Genomic DNA, 15,950 nt, shown 5'->3' with positions numbered 1-15,950 from the left:
GGGCCTGCCTTACCCCCGAGGGGTCCGCCTTTCGGCGTTTCCTCGGGAGCGCACATTGCTGTGACCCGAGCTGGAGGGCGGGGTTCATCGTGGGTGCTTTGCACCCTGTCCCCCCGACGCCGCCGTCTTGGCGCTCGGGTTTTGTCGCGCCCTGTTCGGGCGCTCCATCCAATAGGGGTGAACCCCACCGATACAAAATTTTTGCAAAACCTCTCCCAGGGCATATTTTTAGAAAAGAAGCTGTCAAAAAGCGCCGACAAAATGCACAATTTTAGACATAAAAACGGCAAAAAATTTTTGCAGGGTCAAGGGAGGAAAAAGACGAGAAGCAGGGAACCCAAGACCACCAAAACTATGGCACCCATGTTGAGCCCATCACCATGGCCAAATCCAAGACCCCCCTCAGCTACCCACCCAACGTAGCCACGGTGGAATTACAGGACAACACAACTATCGAAAGCCATTCATGAAGGAATCACGAACCCAAGCCGCCAACCACAAGGAAGGAACCACCGTGAGAAGTCCAGTTCCAAAAAACGTCAGAAATGTTAAGAGGGCGGCGAGGGAAGATGCCCTGACCATCGCCCCGCCTCACAGCTTCAGTATCTCGGGCACAACGCTTATCTTCGAGACAGGTGTGGGTATCGTGTTGGTGACCGCCAGCTCGTCAACGGCTTTGCTAACCCTCTCTATAGCCCCCTCGGCGAAGACACCGTGAGTGGCCGCAACGAAGACCTTCTCTGCCCCCATCTCCCTGAGCAGGTTCGCCGCCCTGATCATTGTCCCTCCGGTACTTATGATGTCATCGACTATGAGAACGTTCTTCCCCTTAACGTCCACGTCGACCGGCTTCATCTGAACCTCGGTCGGAGAAATGCGGACCTTGTGGAAGTGGCTGTACTCAAGGCCAAGCCTCTCGGCAACGGCCTTCGCCCGCATCAGAGCACCCTTATCCGGGGCGAGAACAACGCCCTCACCGAGCTTCTCCCCAAAGTAGTCGGCGATGACCCCCGCGGGGGAGAGGTTGACCGCCTCACCCGGGAAGAACTTGAGGGTCTCGGGGTTGTGGAGGTCAAAGATGTAGAGTTCGTCGTAGTAAACGGCGAGGGTTCTCATAACCGCCCTCACGCTCACCGGCTCCCCTTCCTTCGTGACCCTGTCCTGTCTCGAGTAGGCAAAGTACGGAACGACCGCCCTTAGCCTCTGGACCCCTCTCTCGCGCAGGGCATCGGCGAGGAGAATCATCTCGACCAGGTGCTCGTCCTGCGGCCTGAACGTGGACTGAACGAGGGTAACTTCCTCCGAGGAGCCAAGGACCCTGACGTATTTCTCCCCGTCGGGGAACCGCTTTATCTCGACCTCAAGAACCCTGCCGCCGAGGGCCTTCATCTCGTCCTCCAGATGCCTGGCACCGCTTCCAATCACGAACATGAGCATCACCCCTGTTTGCCACTGGGATGTTCAATACCTCCCTTAAAAACCCACCGTCATACCAGGAGGACGGCAATTATGCCCGCGAGGAAGATGCCGTCGAAGGTACCGGCTCCCCCTATGCTGACCATCGGTGCGCCGAGGTTCTTGATCCTGTTCCAGTTCATCAGGTCGGCACCTATCAGGACGCCGAGGGTCCCGCTGATGTAGGCAACGGCGTTCGGATTGCTCCCGCCGAGGAGCCAGCCGAGAAACATGGCCATCAAGGGTGGCAGGAAGAGGGGCATGGCTATTCCAAGGCCCCTGACAGGTCTGGCAACGGCATGGCTGAAGAGGGAGGCTATGAGAACCGCCATAAATGTGTTGAACAGGAGGGCCCACCTGCCGAAGTACACCATCCTGAATATCTCGTAGACGGCCACGCTTATGGGAACGATGGCCCCTCCAACGTTTATGGCGATGATTATGCGCCTCTCCTCCCAGTCAAAGAACGGAACCGGGTAGGCTATTCCAAAGAACCGAACCTCCCTCACCCTCACGACCGGCTCGTAGGACGTTTCTTCCGCGATTGGTATGTTCAGGAAGCTTCCCACGAGTGCAAAGATGAAGAGCGCATATGCGACGTCCGGGGGAATTCCCAGCTTCTCGAACGCGGCCATAACGACCCCTGAGAAGAAGGCGAAGACGATGACGAAAAGAGCACCTATAACCAGGAGCACGGGGAGTGAAACGGGCGGGATTATGAGGCGACGTCTGTTCATCCTGCACCACCGTGATGGACCGCCACCCTTCAGGGGCTCGAAATTTCCGCAACCACCAATGAAAGGGCTGAAACGGAGTATATAAAACCTGCGCCGGCTTTCCGGAAATCGGAGGATACAGGAGGAACCCCGAAAAACGGACGACGGGGAAAACTTTAAGTCCACCTTACCCAAACCAGTTGAGGAGGTAGAGCCGATGAAGATTATCTGGTATGGACACGCGTGCTTTTGGGTCGAGACCAACGGTGTGAGACTCCTCATCGACCCGTATCCCGAGGTGGACGATGACAGGATAGGCGAGGTTGACTACATACTGATAACGCACGAACACGTGGACCACTACGGCAAGGTGGAGCTCCTCTCGCGACTCCGCGACGCTACCGTGATAGGGCCCAAGCCGGTTTACATGACCGCCATCAGCGACGGCGTGACGAAGGTCAGGGAGATCGAGGACGGCCAGACCATCGAGCTCGAGAACGGCGTTAAGGTGACCGCCTTCTACATGGAGCACCCCTCGAGCCAGTACCCCTTGGGCTACCTGATAGAGGGGGACAAGGCCCTCTTCCACACGGGCGACACGTACTCCACACCGGTCCTCCAGAGACTCCGCGGAAGGGTGGACGTTCTCCTGGTGCCGATAAGCGGCCGCTCAACGGCCAACGAGCGCGAGGCGGCCCAGATTGTCGAGGATGTGCGCCCGCGCCTCGTCATACCCATGCACTACGGCGTCTACGGAACCGGAAGCCCCGAGAAGCTCAGGGATGAGCTCCAGAAGAAGCGCATCTGGACCCTCGTCAGGCCCCTCGAACTCTACGAAGAGCTCACCCTTTAGCGGTGAAGCGGATGCTCTCAACGGGGGTCAAATCACTTGACGAGCTTCTGGGCGGGGGCATCGCCCCCGGCGTCCTGACCCAGATTTACGGGGGCTTCGCCACGGGGAAGACGACGCTGGCGGTTCAGATAGGCCTTCTCAGCGGCGGAAAGGTTGCATACATCGACACTGAGGGCGGCTTCTCCCCGGAGAGGCTGAGCCAGATGGCGACAGCGAGGGGGCTGGACCCAGAGGAGGCCCTTCAGCGCTTCATTCTCTTCACTCCCTCGGATTTCAAGGAGCAGCGGCGCTCCATCGGGGGCCTGAAGAAGATCATCGATGGGACGTTCTCCCTCGTCGTCGTTGACTCGATAACTGCCCACTACCGCGTCGAGGAGAACCGAAGGGGCCTGAGCGCGGAGCTTGGCAAGCAGCTCCAGGTGCTCCTCTGGATAGCGAGGAAGAAGGACATACCGGTAATAATCATCAACCAGGTTCACTTCGACAGCCGGGCGGAGAGGATGAAGCCAGTTGCCGAGCACACGCTCAACTACCGGACGAAAGATATCCTCCGGCTGGATAAACTAAACGTCCCCGGCCTTCGGGTCGCCGTTCTGGAGAGGCACCGCTTCAGGCCTGAAGGGGGCATGGTCCACTTCAGGATAACGGAGAAGGGAATCGAAGAAGCCCTGAGCGGCGAGGAATAATTGAAATGTTACTCCTAAAGGGCATTACCGATTCAATCAGCAAATATCTTGAAGTCAGGGGCACCAAAGGTCCCTCTGCCCGGTTCATGGATTATTTTGACGTTGTACTCCTCTGAGAACAGACTCCTGAGGAACTCATGAAAAGCCGGGGGATAAGAATACTCGACATTCGCGCCCGCCAGATGAACCTTTTTGAGGCTCTTGGAGTACTCAAAACCCCAACTTCATTTTATCATCAGAGATAGAAAGTGCTCGTTGCCAAAGGTTTTTGGAAAACTTTTTATCGCCAACTCCCAACTATATTTGGTGAGACTATGGGGCTTACAAAAGTAACTAGAAACTATCAAATTACTATACCAAGCGATGTTAGGAAAAAGCTGGGGATTAAGGTAGGGGACGTTCTGATGGTTGAGGTCGAGGATGGGAAGGTAGTGCTCAAAAAAAGCGAACTTGAGCTTCCCCTCCTCCCGGGAGGAAAGGGGTTGACAGTAGAGGACATCGAAAAAGCCATAAGAAGGGGTCAGGGTGAAGGGAAATGACGGTGATAGACACCAACGTCTTCATCTATGCGGTCCTAAGGGATTCCGAGTTCAACGGAGAAGCAAGAAAACTGCTGGCCGGGCTGGAGAGATGGACTGTCCCCAGCATAGTTCTTTACGAACTCTACTGGTTCTTCAGGGAGGAAGGCTATAGCGGTGAGGAAATAGGGAAGGTGATTTCATCAATCCTAAACAGTCAGAGGACGAAAGTAATCTGCGACGGCGGGAAGTACACGAAACGCGCGCTGGAACTAACCCGGAACCCGAAACGCTTTAACGATATGGTAATCCTTGCCACAGCGGAGGACTTTAAAAGGCTGGCCACATACGATAAGAGACTGAAAAAAGAGGCAGAAAAGTTAGGCATCCAAACCTTACCTTAAATCCTCTCGTAAACCTCCTGCACTATTCTGAGAACCGCTTTGTAGAGCTTCTCACTTATCGTGCCTTCCTCGTAGTGCTCCGCCAGCTTCTCCTTGTCGATTATCTCCTTCTTGCCGTCGGGCCACCTGACGATGTCCACCTCAAGGTCGATGTAGCGGGCCCTGTCAGGGTACATCTCCACCGGCGTGTTTATGTTGTAGTACTCACCCTTCAGGTTGCCGTCGCGGTCGTAATAGCGGTGCACAAACCACCACTTTCCTTCCTCTATCTCCGTGATGACGTAGTCACCGAACTCTATCGGCAGGTCGAGACCGTCGTAGAACTTCCCGGGCTTGAGGTGGCGCTTGAAGGTGACCCTGAGCGGGTTCAGGGAGACCTCCTGAACTTCACCGGGCCCTATCTTTATCCTCTGGCCGTCGGGTTTGTTGTGCTCGAGGCTGAAGAGCCAGCCCCTCCTCGGCCCCTTGTTGGCAACGATCGACTCCCAGAAGCCCTGCCTGACCTTCTCCCTCTGGCCAGGTATCTTGGCCAGTATTCCCTCCGCTATCTCCACCGCGAACCCGAGTTCAAGGTCGTGGGCCTTCAGCTGGTGGTGGCCCTCAACCGTCGGAACCACCTTGTTCCGTATCTCGTCGAGCTTCTTCTTCGCCCCTCCACCGAACTCGACCTCGTAAATACTGCGCCCCTCGATCAGGAGGGACGGGGCCGCGTAGGAGTCCGCCCTCGCGAGGGTGTCGGCCAGCTTCGAGAGCGCCACTATCTCATCGCGGAGAAGGTTCCAGTCCTTGTATGCGGCGGCGGTTCTCCAGAGTATCCCCCACTCCCCCAAATCGACGCTCAGACCCAGGATGCGGAGCCTCTCGCGCTCGCTCTGGTCCCTTATCTTCCGGGATATCTTGACGTGCCTCTGGGCACCAACGGGCTTCGGAATCAGAACCGCGTAGTCACCGGGGATCGTCAGGGTGACGCTCAGCTGGGGGAGCAGGTTGTGCTTTTTGACCTGGACGAGGAGTTCGTCGCCCTCCTTGGCACGGGGGAGGTCCTTAACCGGTATCGTACCGATGGCGCTCCCAATGTCCACGTAGACGTATCTCTCGTCCCTCTGAACGACTATTCCCTTGTAGATGCCGTACAGCTGGTAGGGGAGCTTCCGGAAGAAGACGTCTATAAATTCGTCCTCGAGAACCTCCCTAACCTCCTCAACCTTCGTCCCGACGAGGATGACCCCGTGGTGGTCCTTCTTGTCATAGACGTCAACATCGAACTCGTCGTAGGTCTTCTCGAGGTTGAAGCGCTCGACGATCCTGTTGCTCGGCTGTGAAATCCCGAATCCCCTGTCGAGGAACAGTTTGGTGAGGGCAGTGCTGTATATGCCCCTAACCCGGACTGTAACTCCTGTGTCTGTAGACACCTTCACCACCCCTCATCTTCTTTTCCACCACTCCTATGAGCGTGAGACCCTCGAGTATCTCGCCGGCGTCAGCGACACCGCTCAGCTTCTCAACGTTTCTCGCCTCAACCCAGAGCAGTCCCCTGGAGTGCCAGTCTCTCAAAGCGGCTTCAACCTTGTGAACGTCACCGGGATGAGTATAGAGCCTGAGGAGGAACCTTTTAAGGGTACCGAGTTCCGCCTCGAGCATCTTGACCTTCCTGAGCTCCTCCATTATACCCGTGGGTACCTTTTTTTCCTTTTCGCCTCCGGTAAGGAGCGCCATTCCTTCGACCTCCGAGGTCAGCTCGCCGAGGGCCTTTCTAACGGCGTAGTCGTAGACCCTGTGAAACTGAACGAGCCTCTCCATCGCGGTCTCCAGCTTCACGCGGGAATCGTAGTCGTCCCTCGAGAGGAGGGAGAGAAGCTCCTCGAGCCGGAACTTCATCTGGTGCTCGTTGCGGTAGAGCTCCTTGGCCTGCGCCTCCGCATAGCCCCCGACCCCGCTCATCTCACGGTAGAGGCCCGCGGCCACCTCAAGCTTCTCCCGGGATACGGTGTGAAGGGCCTTAACGGTCTCCAGAAGAGCCTCCCTGTCCTTCTCGCCGTAGATGGCAGGGAATTTGTTCTCAAAAGCGGAATGAAGCGATTCCAGACGGGAAAGCCGGGACTTAATCTCCTCAACGTTCATGGGAAAACCCCCTGGCCATAACTTGCCCCTTCCCCCTACTTGTAGTTTTCGATGAAGCCCTTCGGGTGCGTTAAACGAAAGTGCTTACCCAAAATCTTTTTTTAAGCCGAAAGGCTAATCCAAGCGGTGCTTCAGATGGTGCTCTACGACCGCTTCGGCAGACCCGCGACCAACCTCAGGATATCCCTCACCCAGGACTGCAACTTCCGCTGCTTCTTCTGCCACCGCGAGGGACAGCACTTCAACGCGAGCCTTGAGCTGACCCCCTCGGAGATAGAGAGGCTCGTCAGGGTGGCGTCGCGCCTTGGAATAAGAAAGGTCAAACTTACCGGGGGAGAGCCCACCGTCAGGAAAGATATACTCGAGATAGTGAGGCGCATAAGGCCGTACGTGGTCGATCTCTCCATGACCACGAACGGTAGCAGGCTGAAGGAGCTGGCGAAGCCGCTCGCCGAAGCGGGCCTCAACCGCGTCAACGTATCCCTCCACAGTCTGAAGCCAGACGTTTACCGCAGAATCACCGGCGTCGATATGCTCGACACCGTTCTCGAGGGCATAGGGGAGGCGGTGAAGTACCTCAGCCCGGTGAAGCTCAACATGACGGTTATGAGGGGACTGAACGACGGCGAGATATGGGACATGGTGGAGTTCGCCGCGAAGACCGGGACGATACTCCAGCTCATCGAGCTCGAGGCCCCGAGGGAGATGACGGAGACCAGGTTCTTCAGGAAGTACTTCTACCCGCTCAGGCCCGTGGAGGAGCGGCTGGAGGAAATGGCCGTGGAGACCCTCGAGAGGAGGATGCACAGAAGGAAGAAGTACTTCGTCCCCACCGACCACGGCGTCGCGGAGGTCGAGGTGGTCAGGGCGATGCACAACACGGTGTTCTGCGCCAACTGCACGAGGCTCCGCGTCACGTCGGACGGGAAGTTCAAGACGTGCCTGCTGAGAAAGAATGACCTCATCGACTTCGCGACGGCCCTCAGGAACGGCGCAAGCGACGGGGAGCTCGTGGAGATATTCCGGCAGGTCGTCCTCATGAGGGAGCCGTACTGGAAATAGTTTAATACCCCAACACCCTAGAATAAGTGGTGACTGAAATCGACGCTGTGACCTTTGTGGAAGGACTCCTGCTGGCGGGTGTGTCCGGGTACCTTCTCATCAGGATTAGACTTCTCCACCGTTACGGGGAGCTCCACAAAAGGGAATACTCCATGGAGCTGTCGGTCACATTCGGCCTCTTCGCACTCGCGGGCATCGCACTCATGGTCGCGGCAGCCACTGAAAGCGCACCGCCAAGGGCTCCAGATATCGTCGCGCTAACGGCATTCATCGTCATTTCGATCCTCTCAATGAGGGAGCTCCTCAGGAAGACTCCCGGTGTCATCTCGCCCAAGGGAGTTGGAATAAAGGAATCCAGCGTCTTTCTTGTGGAGAGTGAGAACGAAGCGAAGCTCATGATGAAGACGTTCCACCTGAAGGGCGCTCCGGTGATGGCCATCAGCAGACGCCCCTACGAGGAGTGGGTTTCGAAGTTCGGCTTCAGTCCGGAGACGTTCCTGTGGCTCAGCAACGTCCAGCATCCCCAGGCAGTCAGTCCCAGCAGCCTGTACATCCTCAGGGAGGAGGCCGTGAGGTTCATGCGCGAGAACCCCGGGGGAGTTGTCTATGTGGATGGAATCGAATACATGACGTTCTACTCCGAGTTCAGCACCATAGCGAAGTTCCTATTCACACTCAGGGACTATGCCCTCACAACCGGGGCGTACGTGGTTGTGCTGGCCTCCCCCGAGGCTCTGGGACCCACGAAGTTCAACATCCTTGCAAGGGAATTCAGGAGGCCGGATTTCGGAGAGATAGAGGATACCCTCTCAGAGAAAGCATTTTTCGGAACAGTAAGGAAAGAAGACCTCGAAAGGCTCCTCGAGAACGACTCGGGAGACGTGGAAGAAAAGGTTATGCCCGGGGGATCCGAGAATGCCAGCGATAAGGGTGACAAAAACCGAGGCTGAACCAGTCAAGAGGAAGCTGAAGAAGCTGGGCCTCTACGACGGGAAGAGGCGTCCAAAGCGGGAGGGGGAGTTCGTTCTCCTCCCGGTCATCGAAGACCCCCTTCTTCGCTCACTCGGCTACGAAGTCCTGCCCCTCGAACTTCCCCTCCGGCCCGAGAGGCAGCTTTACAAGAACCTCGAGAGCGTCCTCGCCGGGAGGCTGAGCGAGGAGGAGCTGAAGCACCTGAGGCGCTACGACATCGTCGGGGACATAGCGGTAATCCAGGTTCCGAGGGAGCTTTCCCACAGGGTGGACGATATCGTATGGGGTCTCAGAAAGGTCCACCCCTTCATCAGGGTCGTGGCCCAGAAGGGCTTCCACGAAGGTGCCTTCAGGATAAGGGAATACTCGATAATCTGGGGGGAGAAACGGCTGGAAACCGTCCACAGAGAAAACGGAGTGCAGATAAAAGTGGATCTCTCGAAGGCATTCTTCAACCCGCGGATGAAGGGCGAGCGCTACCGCCTGGCCCAGCTTGTCCAAGACGGAGAAAGGATTCTGATCCCATTCGCCGGCGTTCTGCCGTATGCGCTCGTCATAGCGCGCTATAAGAGGGTCAAAATCACCGCGGTGGAGCTGAACAGGGAGGCCTACGAGCTCGGCCTTGAGAACATCGAGCTGAACCGGGAGAGGCTGAAGGGAGAGATAGAGTTCATTCACGGCGACGTTTTCGAGGTTCTCCCCGAACTTCCGACCCACGACAGGGTGATAAGCCCCACGCCGAGGGGCGTTGATGCCCTGGCCCTAACTCTGGACAGGGCAGAGAAATGGCTGCACTACTACGACTTCGTCCACGAGGCCGAAATCGGGGCGTTCAGAACCAGGATAATGGACGCGTGCGCCATGCTTGGAAGGGAGTGCGGGGTCCGCGTAAAGAAGGTGAGCGACTTCAAGCCGCACGTTTTCAAGGTCTGTGCGGATGTGGAGATTGGGTGAATCCTTATAACTTCAATCGCATTATCTTGATTTGATGGAGAGTTGTATGGAACTGGAACAGATACTCAGCATTCTGCACCTCCATGCCCAAGAACTCCGGAAGTTCGGGGTTAGGCACCTCTGGCTCTTCGGTTCTTATGTGCGGGGAGAAGCAAGGGAAGACAGCGATCTGGATATTCTGGTGGAGTTTGAACCAGGGAGAAAAACCTTCGACAACTACATGGAGCTCAAGTTCTTCCTCGAAGACCTCCTCGGAGTCGAGGTTGATCTGATAACGGTCGAGGCCCTCAAGCCGAGGGTCCGGAAGTACATATGGAGCGAGGCGGTGAGCGTTGAGGGACTACAGGCTGTACGTTGAAGATATCCTCGAAGCGATATCCCGGATCGAGGAATACACAGAGGAATTGAGTTTAGAAGAGTTCAGGGCGAAGGGAATGGTTATTGACGCTGTTGTAAGGAACCTCGAAATAATCGGTGAAGCCTGTCGGGCTACCCAGAAGAAATCCGGGAGAGGCATCCAGAGATAGAATGGCGCAAGATAATCGGACTGAGAAACATACTAATCCACCAGTACTTTGGAATCGATGTCGAACTAATCTGGGACATCGTTCAGAACAAGCTTCCTGAACTTAAAGAAAAGATGGAGAAACTCGCTGAAGAGATTTGACGAACAAACATCACTTCTTCCCCAGGAAGTCGAACAGCGTCGCCTGCTTGCCCTTCTTCTTGGGCTTGTCTATCTTCCCGGACTCCTCCGGCTCTTCCACGCTCTCCATCTCTTCCTCGGCCTTCTCAAGCTCCTCCTCGCTTATCTCTTCCTCGGCCTCTTCCTCGACTTCTTCCTCTTCCGCGGGCTCAGCCTCTTCCTCGGGTTCCTTCTCAGCGGCAACCCTCACGTGCTCCTCCAGCTCACCGCGCTCCTTGAGCCTCTTCTCGATGTTCATGCTCTTGCCCCATATGGTCCTGGCCTTCTCCTTGTCCCCGACTATGAACTCGACCTCCTTGAGGTCAAGGTCGAGGTAGACGACGAAGTGCGCCGCCATGTCCGGATTGTACTCGAATATCGCCTTCAGGACGTTGAGTGTCTCCAAGGCCTCCAGCTTCGCCATATGCATCTCGCTCATTATCTTCTTGAGCACCGAATCCCTCAGTCCCCTCTCAGCCTTGCTCTCCGTGAGGAGCTTTATGGTCTTGGGCGGGTAAATCCTCACGAAGCCCTTCTTTTTGACGCCCGCAACGGCAACCCCCGCCGTCATCATGTCCGTGGCGTACTTCCAGAGGCCGTAGTTTCCGGTTCTCTGCGCCCTGCCGAGGTATATGTCCGCCCTGCTGAGAGCCTCATAGGCCCTCGCTATGTCCTCGGGCTTGTAGTAGACGTAGGGAAGGTTCTCGTCTATCCACTGGAGGAGTTCGTGGGGGAACATGTCAACGCCGAGCGTTGCCATCCTGGCTTTCTTCGCGTTGTCCGTGGCAAAAATCTGCGCCAGTGCCTGGAAAACGCTCTTCTCGGTGTCGCGGTAGGCTAGAACCTGGGCCGCGTCCTCGACCCCGCCCGTGACGACGGTCTGCAGATCGTTCACTGCGGCACGAAGGTCGCCGCCCGCGTGCTTGGCAATGTCGTAGAGCAGTTCCTTTGGAACCCTCTTGCCCTCGTGGTGGAGTATCCTGGCGAGGGCTTTGATGATGTCGCGCTGGGTCAGGCGCTTGTACTCCACTATCTGCGACCTGCTCCGTATCTCCCTGGGAACCTCCCAGTAGTGGTTGGCGCTCATTATGATGGGGTTCCTCGCCCTGTCGATGAGCTTCGCTATCTCCCTCGCCCCCGTCGGCTCGATGTTGTCTGCCTCATCTAGGAATATGAGCTTCCGCCTCTTTCCGAGGATGTCCATGGTGTAGGCGGCCTGAACGTAGCGCTCTATCTTCTCGTACGTCCTCTCGTCGCTCGCGTTAAGCTCTATGACCTCGAAACCGTACTCCCTGGCCAGGGCATAGACGGTGGTCGTCTTACCGGTTCCGGGCGGTCCCGCGAGGATGAGGGCCTTCTTCTTTGGGGGCTTCCCCTCCAGCCACGCCCCTATCCAGGCCTTGACCTGATCTATGGCCTTGGTCTGGCCGACTATCTCATCCAGCCGCCTCGGCCTGTACTTCTCGACCCAGGGCACTTCCCTCGGCATGGCCATCACTTGCCCATTATGGTGAACTGCGCCAGGAGAGCCTCGAGCTGTATCATCTCGTTGGCGCCCTCAACGAGGCGGAAGTTGTACTCCCCTATCTTGTCCGCCAGTGCAACTTTCCTGTCCTCGGGAATCGGCAGGTTAAACACTTCTTTGTGCATCTGAATCAGCACGTCCTCACCGCTGAGGCCCTGCTTGAGGAGTATGTCCCTCAACTTGTCCCTCGCCTTCAGGAAGTTGCCCTCCAACGCTAAGGTCATCATCTCGCGAACGTCTTCGGGACGAGCTCTGCTCGCAACGAGGAAGACGTTCTCGTCGGTTATCTTCTTGTCCAGAGCGGCCGCCGCCTGGAGGACGTTGATGGCCCTCCTCAGGTCGCCTTCGGCAACGTAGAGAATCGCCTGAAGGCCCTCCTCGGTGAGCTCAAGCCCCTCCTGCTCGGCGATGTATTTTATGCGCTTTGCTATGTCCTCGTCGTTGAGGGGCCTGAAGCGGAAAATTGCACACCTCGACTGTATCGGCTCAATTATCTTACTGCTGTAGTTGCAGGAGAGGATAAAACGAACGTTGTTGGAGAACATCTCCATCGTTCTCCTCAGGGCCTGCTGGGCGTCCTGGGTCAGGGCGTCGGCCTCGTCGAGGAAGATTATCTTGAAGCTCGCCCCGCCTATCGGCTTCGTCCTTGCAAACTCCTTGACCTTCTCGCGGATGACGTTTATGCCGCGCTCATCCGACGCGTTCAGCTCTAAGAAGTTATGACGCCAGTTTTCGCCAAATAACTCCCTCGCAAGGGCCAGAGCGGCCGTTGTGTTGTGGAGAACCGTCGGAAGGTTGCCACCTATGAAGTTGTGGTAACCGGGCACATGGAGGTCGTAGATTACGAAGTCGCCCTTAAGCTTCTCGACCTCAACTATCTCGTCCCAGAGGAGCTCGTTCTGGGCGAGGAATACCAGATAAGCGACACCCCTCTTGAGCTTTTCGTCGTTGAGTATCTCCCTTAAAAGCTTCAGCTCGGCCTTTCTAATCTCCTCGAGAGCCGCTATCTTCTCCGTGTTGCTCTCAAGAACTATTCTAACGCTTGAGTTCCAAGTTCCGACGAGCCTTCCAATCTCGGCGTAGCTTGAGTACTTCCTCGCAAAGAGTCTCATGGCTTCTATCGTTTCCTCCAGCTGGATTCCAAGGGCACCTGCAATCTTGAGGTAGTTTCTCAAGCTCGGCCTTCTCTTGCCCCTGATGTACTCAAGAATCCGGTCAGCCCTTATTCCAGTGGTCTCGGCGATTTCCTTCCTTCTCTTCGCGACTTCGTTCCAGTCTATGAGAACGCTCCTCGACAGGGCCTTCTCAAGCTTTTCGAGCTCATCCAGGCGGTGGTAGATTTCCTTCATCAGCTCCCATGCTATCCTCTTGGCCTTCTCTGGGCTCCACCGGACCTTGTCATCGTAGAAGTTCAACTTGAGCCTGTCTCTAACGTAGGAAATCAGCTCCCGGTCTGCGTAGAGCGAGCCTATGTTGGGGTTGGGCCTCTTCACGAGCGCCTCAGCCTTCCTCCTCTTCTCCTCGACCGAGAAGCCGACCTCCCTGAGGAAGCGCGATATGTTCTCGGAGCCTGAGATAACAACGTAGTAGTAGGTACGCCCTTTGATGGCCTTGCCTCTCACTTTGGCGACCACCCCAAGCCCCGCCAACGCGTAAGAGACCTGCTCGGCCATCTCCTTGCTCGCTGTTGAGAGGATTATGCCATTGTGCTCAACGCCCGCGTCGCAGTCGAAGTAAGCCCTGAGGAAGGAGCGCAGACCCTTCCATCCCTGCTTAGGTATGTAAACCCTATCAGCCTTCCTGCCTGCGAGGCCAAGGCTCTCAACGAGCTCCTTCGCGGCCTTTGAGTTCACGTAAACGTCAGGGGCACGGTTCTTGTGGATCCTCTCCTTAATTCTCGCGTCTGGGAAGAGCCTTTCGGTGAGCTCCATGAAGCGCTTTCTGAGCTTCTCGTCAGTGTTAGTGAAGGTTATGACGTTGTTCTGAGCGTCGGCGTGGCCGTCGCCGATGAAGTAGCCGAGCCACTCGGCCAAGGGGTCTTCTTCAAGAATTGCAGGGAGAAAGCGTGGAACCGCGAGCCTGTCCCCGGGTCTGAGCTCCTCGGCCTTGACCCACTCTATTCTCCCGTCCCTTCTGTTCACGAGGAGCGGGTGATAAGAAGTGACTTTGAGCTCCCTTCCAAGCTTCGTCCTTATCCTGATGAGCTCATCGGTTCTGTCCTTGTAAACGTACTCAACGGGCAACTCCCTGAGTTTTCCGTCCTCATCAACTCCGAGGACCCTAAGGCCACCAACAGGGGTTGGCCCGAACCTGCCGTTGCTCAGCTTCTCGACGAGTTCACCTATGGTGGTCAGCTCGCCGTTGATTATGACCTTAGCGTCTCCCGTGAGGCACTTCCCAACGCCGGGCGGACCGGCGAATAGAAGGTGCGGCATCGAACCGGTTTTGGCGTAGTGCTTGAGCCTTTTGACTATGTGAGCCTGACCGACGATGTCATCGAGCCTCGCGGGCCTGTATTTCTCAACCCAGGGCTTTTCAAGAATCCTAACTTCCTGAACTTCATCCGGCATGGTTATCACCTACCCAAATCTAAACGGCACTTGGGGATATTAAGGTTACCGGTGAGTGGTGCCCCCATCTGAGGGCCCTGTTCAGCGGCTGCACCAAAGGGGGCACTGCAAAACTTTTATACCTCGATGACCAAAAAACGACCGGTGGTTCTCATGGCAAAGCTGGACTGGATTAAGGAAGAGCTCAAAGAGCTCAAGGACAAGGGCTTGTATGTAACTATAAGAAAGCTCGAGAGCTCCCAGGGCCCCTGGGTCGTCGTTGACGGAAAGCGCGTTCTCAACATGTGTTCGAACAACTACCTCGGCCTGGCCGCACACCCCAAGATAAAGGAGGCCGCGATAAGGGCCATCCTCGACTACGGCGTCGGTGCCGGAGCGGTTAGGACCATCGCCGGTACCATGGAGCTTCACGTGGAGCTCGAGGAGAAGCTCGCCAAGTTCAAGAAGAGAGAGGCCGCCATACTCTTCCAGAGCGGCTACAACGCCAACCTCGGCGCTCTAAGTGCTCTGCTCACCAAGAAAGACAACGGCGTGTTCATCAGCGAGGAGCTCAACCACGCGAGCATCATAGACGGAATGCGCCTCAGCGGCGCCCCGAAGGTCATCTACAAGCACCTCGACATGGAGGACCTCAAGAAGCGCCTCGAGGAGAACAAGGACAAGGAGAAGAAAATCATCGTCAGCGACGGTGTCTTCTCGATGGACGGTGACCTCGCCCCGCTGCCGGAGATGGCCGAGTTAGCTGAACAGTACGATGCCATGCTCTACATAGACGACGCCCACGGTGAGGGTGTCCTCGGAGACAGCGGAAGGGGTATAGTTGACCACTTCAAGCTCCACGACCGCGTTGACTTCGAGATGGGTACGCTGAGCAAGGCCTTCGGTGTCATCGGCGGCTACGTGGCTGGACCGGAGGAGGCCATCGACTACCTCCGCCAGCGCGGAAGGCCGTTCCTCTTCTCAAGCGCCCCGAACCCACCCGACGTCGCCGCGGCTATAGCTTCCGTCGAGATACTCCAAAAGAGCGACGAGCTCGTCAGGAAGCTCTGGGACAACACCCACTTCCTCCAGAACGGGTTGAGGGACCTCGGCTACGACCTCGGCAACACCAAGCACCCGATAACCCCGGTCATGCTCTACGACGAGAAGACCGCCCAGGAGTTCTCAAGGAGGCTCTACGACGAGTACAACATTTTCGCGCAGGCGATAGTCTACCCGACCGTCCCGCTCGGAACTGCTCGCATAAGGCTCGAGCCCTCTGCGGCCCACAGCAAGGAGGACCTCCAGTACGTGCTGGATGCCTTCGAGGACCTCGGAAAGAAGACTGGGTTCCTGAAGTGAACCTTTTTACTCTTTTTGATTCATATTTAAAACCCATTTTCTCAAGACCCCGTGCCATCAGCACCGGTGAGTATATTAATTTCAAGCA

The 15,950-nt window shown here is 56.5% G+C and carries 15 protein-coding genes and 1 pseudogene; 10 read left to right on the top strand and 6 right to left on the bottom strand.

Annotated elements, in window-relative coordinates:
• Positions 1-591: 591 nt before the first annotated feature.
• A complete protein-coding gene (locus GQS_RS08565) occupies positions 592-1,431 on the bottom strand; it encodes a ribose-phosphate diphosphokinase (protein ID WP_014013291.1) in 840 nt (279 codons plus the stop codon).
• Between the two features lie 56 nt (positions 1,432-1,487).
• Positions 1,488-2,192, bottom strand: coding sequence for a DUF1614 domain-containing protein (locus GQS_RS08560; RefSeq protein WP_014013290.1), 705 nt, complete (start codon positions 2,190-2,192; stop codon positions 1,488-1,490).
• 196 nt (positions 2,193-2,388) lie between these two features.
• Between GQS_RS08560 and GQS_RS08555 the strand changes: the two genes are divergently transcribed.
• From GQS_RS08555 to GQS_RS08540, 4 genes are all read left to right on the top strand, one after another.
• On the top strand, positions 2,389-3,024 hold the full coding sequence (locus GQS_RS08555) for an MBL fold metallo-hydrolase (protein WP_014013289.1): 636 nt from the start codon (positions 2,389-2,391) through the stop codon (positions 3,022-3,024).
• Positions 3,025-3,035: 11 nt separating this feature from the next.
• Positions 3,036-3,710: a DNA repair and recombination protein RadB gene (gene radB, locus GQS_RS08550; protein WP_014013288.1), complete on the top strand. Its 675-nt coding sequence runs from the start codon at positions 3,036-3,038 to the stop codon at positions 3,708-3,710.
• A 314-nt stretch (positions 3,711-4,024) separates the two neighbouring features.
• Positions 4,025-4,249 (top strand): AbrB/MazE/SpoVT family DNA-binding domain-containing protein, encoded by a 225-nt coding sequence (locus GQS_RS08545; protein WP_014013287.1) that lies wholly within the window; start codon positions 4,025-4,027, stop codon positions 4,247-4,249.
• Positions 4,246-4,632, top strand: coding sequence for a PIN domain-containing protein (locus GQS_RS08540; protein WP_014013286.1), 387 nt, complete (start codon positions 4,246-4,248; stop codon positions 4,630-4,632). The genes GQS_RS08545 and GQS_RS08540 overlap by 4 nt, the downstream gene beginning before the upstream one ends.
• On the opposite strand, the gene GQS_RS08535 is transcribed toward GQS_RS08540, so the two are convergent.
• A complete protein-coding gene (locus GQS_RS08535; RefSeq protein WP_014013285.1) occupies positions 4,629-6,044 on the bottom strand; it encodes a ribonuclease E/G in 1,416 nt (471 codons plus the stop codon). The genes GQS_RS08540 and GQS_RS08535 overlap by 4 nt on opposite strands.
• Positions 6,010-6,753 (bottom strand): hypothetical protein, encoded by a 744-nt coding sequence (locus tag GQS_RS08530; RefSeq protein ID WP_014013284.1) that lies wholly within the window; start codon positions 6,751-6,753, stop codon positions 6,010-6,012. The genes GQS_RS08535 and GQS_RS08530 overlap by 35 nt, the downstream gene beginning before the upstream one ends.
• A gap of 138 nt (positions 6,754-6,891) precedes the next feature.
• On the opposite strand from GQS_RS08530, the gene moaA reads away from it, so the two are divergent.
• The 5 genes and pseudogenes from moaA to GQS_RS10910 all read left to right on the top strand — a co-directional run bounded on the left by moaA (position 6,892) and on the right by GQS_RS10910 (position 10,408).
• On the top strand, positions 6,892-7,815 hold the full coding sequence (gene moaA / locus GQS_RS08525; RefSeq protein ID WP_193386152.1) for a GTP 3',8-cyclase MoaA: 924 nt from the start codon (positions 6,892-6,894) through the stop codon (positions 7,813-7,815).
• Between the two features lie 29 nt (positions 7,816-7,844).
• On the top strand, positions 7,845-8,765 hold the full coding sequence (locus GQS_RS08520) for a DUF835 domain-containing protein (RefSeq protein ID WP_238515747.1): 921 nt from the start codon (positions 7,845-7,847) through the stop codon (positions 8,763-8,765).
• Positions 8,731-9,741, top strand: coding sequence for a class I SAM-dependent methyltransferase family protein (locus tag GQS_RS08515; protein WP_014013281.1), 1,011 nt, complete (start codon positions 8,731-8,733; stop codon positions 9,739-9,741). The genes GQS_RS08520 and GQS_RS08515 overlap by 35 nt, the downstream gene beginning before the upstream one ends.
• A gap of 34 nt (positions 9,742-9,775) precedes the next feature.
• A complete protein-coding gene (locus GQS_RS08510) occupies positions 9,776-10,099 on the top strand; it encodes a nucleotidyltransferase family protein (RefSeq protein WP_193386146.1) in 324 nt (107 codons plus the stop codon).
• Positions 10,074-10,408: pseudogene (locus GQS_RS10910) on the top strand (DUF86 domain-containing protein). Before GQS_RS08510 ends, GQS_RS10910 begins: the two are co-directional and overlap by 26 nt.
• Before the next feature lie 10 nt (positions 10,409-10,418).
• Here GQS_RS10910 and GQS_RS08500 read toward each other — a convergent pair.
• Together GQS_RS08500 and GQS_RS08495 are read right to left on the bottom strand one after the other, a co-directional pair.
• Entirely contained in the window at positions 10,419-11,915 is a 1,497-nt protein-coding gene (locus GQS_RS08500) for a replication factor C large subunit (RefSeq protein ID WP_014013278.1), read from the bottom strand.
• Positions 11,916-11,920: 5 nt separating this feature from the next.
• Positions 11,921-14,521: a replication factor C small subunit gene (locus tag GQS_RS08495; RefSeq protein WP_014013277.1), complete on the bottom strand. Its 2,601-nt coding sequence runs from the start codon at positions 14,519-14,521 to the stop codon at positions 11,921-11,923.
• A 153-nt stretch (positions 14,522-14,674) separates the two neighbouring features.
• Between GQS_RS08495 and GQS_RS08490 the strand changes: the two genes are divergently transcribed.
• Positions 14,675-15,862 carry a glycine C-acetyltransferase gene (locus GQS_RS08490; protein WP_014013276.1) on the top strand — a complete coding sequence of 396 codons (1,188 nt, stop codon included), beginning with the start codon at positions 14,675-14,677 and terminating at the stop codon, positions 15,860-15,862.
• Positions 15,863-15,950: the final 88 nt, after the last annotated feature.

Origin of the sequence: Thermococcus sp. 4557, assembly GCF_000221185.1 — an archaeon.
Classification (GTDB): domain Archaea; phylum Methanobacteriota_B; class Thermococci; order Thermococcales; family Thermococcaceae; genus Thermococcus.
Note: the sequence above shows the minus strand (reverse complement) of the source record. Positions and strands in the feature narration are given on the sequence as shown.

What these genes read in the sequence shown, in the direction of transcription:
- GQS_RS08565 (WP_014013291.1), bottom strand. Translation starts at nt 1,431, where the DNA reads ATGTTCGTGATTGGAAGCGGTGCCAGGCATCTGGAGGACGAGATGAAG.
- GQS_RS08560 (WP_014013290.1), bottom strand. Translation starts at nt 2,192, where the DNA reads ATGAACAGACGTCGCCTCATAATCCCGCCCGTTTCACTCCCCGTGCTC.
- GQS_RS08555 (WP_014013289.1), top strand. Translation starts at nt 2,389, where the DNA reads ATGAAGATTATCTGGTATGGACACGCGTGCTTTTGGGTCGAGACCAAC.
- radB (WP_014013288.1), top strand. Translation starts at nt 3,036, where the DNA reads ATGCTCTCAACGGGGGTCAAATCACTTGACGAGCTTCTGGGCGGGGGC.
- GQS_RS08545 (WP_014013287.1), top strand. Translation starts at nt 4,025, where the DNA reads ATGGGGCTTACAAAAGTAACTAGAAACTATCAAATTACTATACCAAGC.
- GQS_RS08540 (WP_014013286.1), top strand. Translation starts at nt 4,246, where the DNA reads ATGACGGTGATAGACACCAACGTCTTCATCTATGCGGTCCTAAGGGAT.
- GQS_RS08530 (WP_014013284.1), bottom strand. Translation starts at nt 6,753, where the DNA reads ATGAACGTTGAGGAGATTAAGTCCCGGCTTTCCCGTCTGGAATCGCTT.
- GQS_RS08515 (WP_014013281.1), top strand. Translation starts at nt 8,731, where the DNA reads ATGCCAGCGATAAGGGTGACAAAAACCGAGGCTGAACCAGTCAAGAGG.
- GQS_RS08510 (WP_193386146.1), top strand. Translation starts at nt 9,776, where the DNA reads ATGGAGAGTTGTATGGAACTGGAACAGATACTCAGCATTCTGCACCTC.
- GQS_RS08500 (WP_014013278.1), bottom strand. Translation starts at nt 11,915, where the DNA reads ATGCCGAGGGAAGTGCCCTGGGTCGAGAAGTACAGGCCGAGGCGGCTG.
- GQS_RS08495 (WP_014013277.1), bottom strand. Translation starts at nt 14,521, where the DNA reads ATGCCGGATGAAGTTCAGGAAGTTAGGATTCTTGAAAAGCCCTGGGTT.
- GQS_RS08490 (WP_014013276.1), top strand. Translation starts at nt 14,675, where the DNA reads ATGGCAAAGCTGGACTGGATTAAGGAAGAGCTCAAAGAGCTCAAGGAC.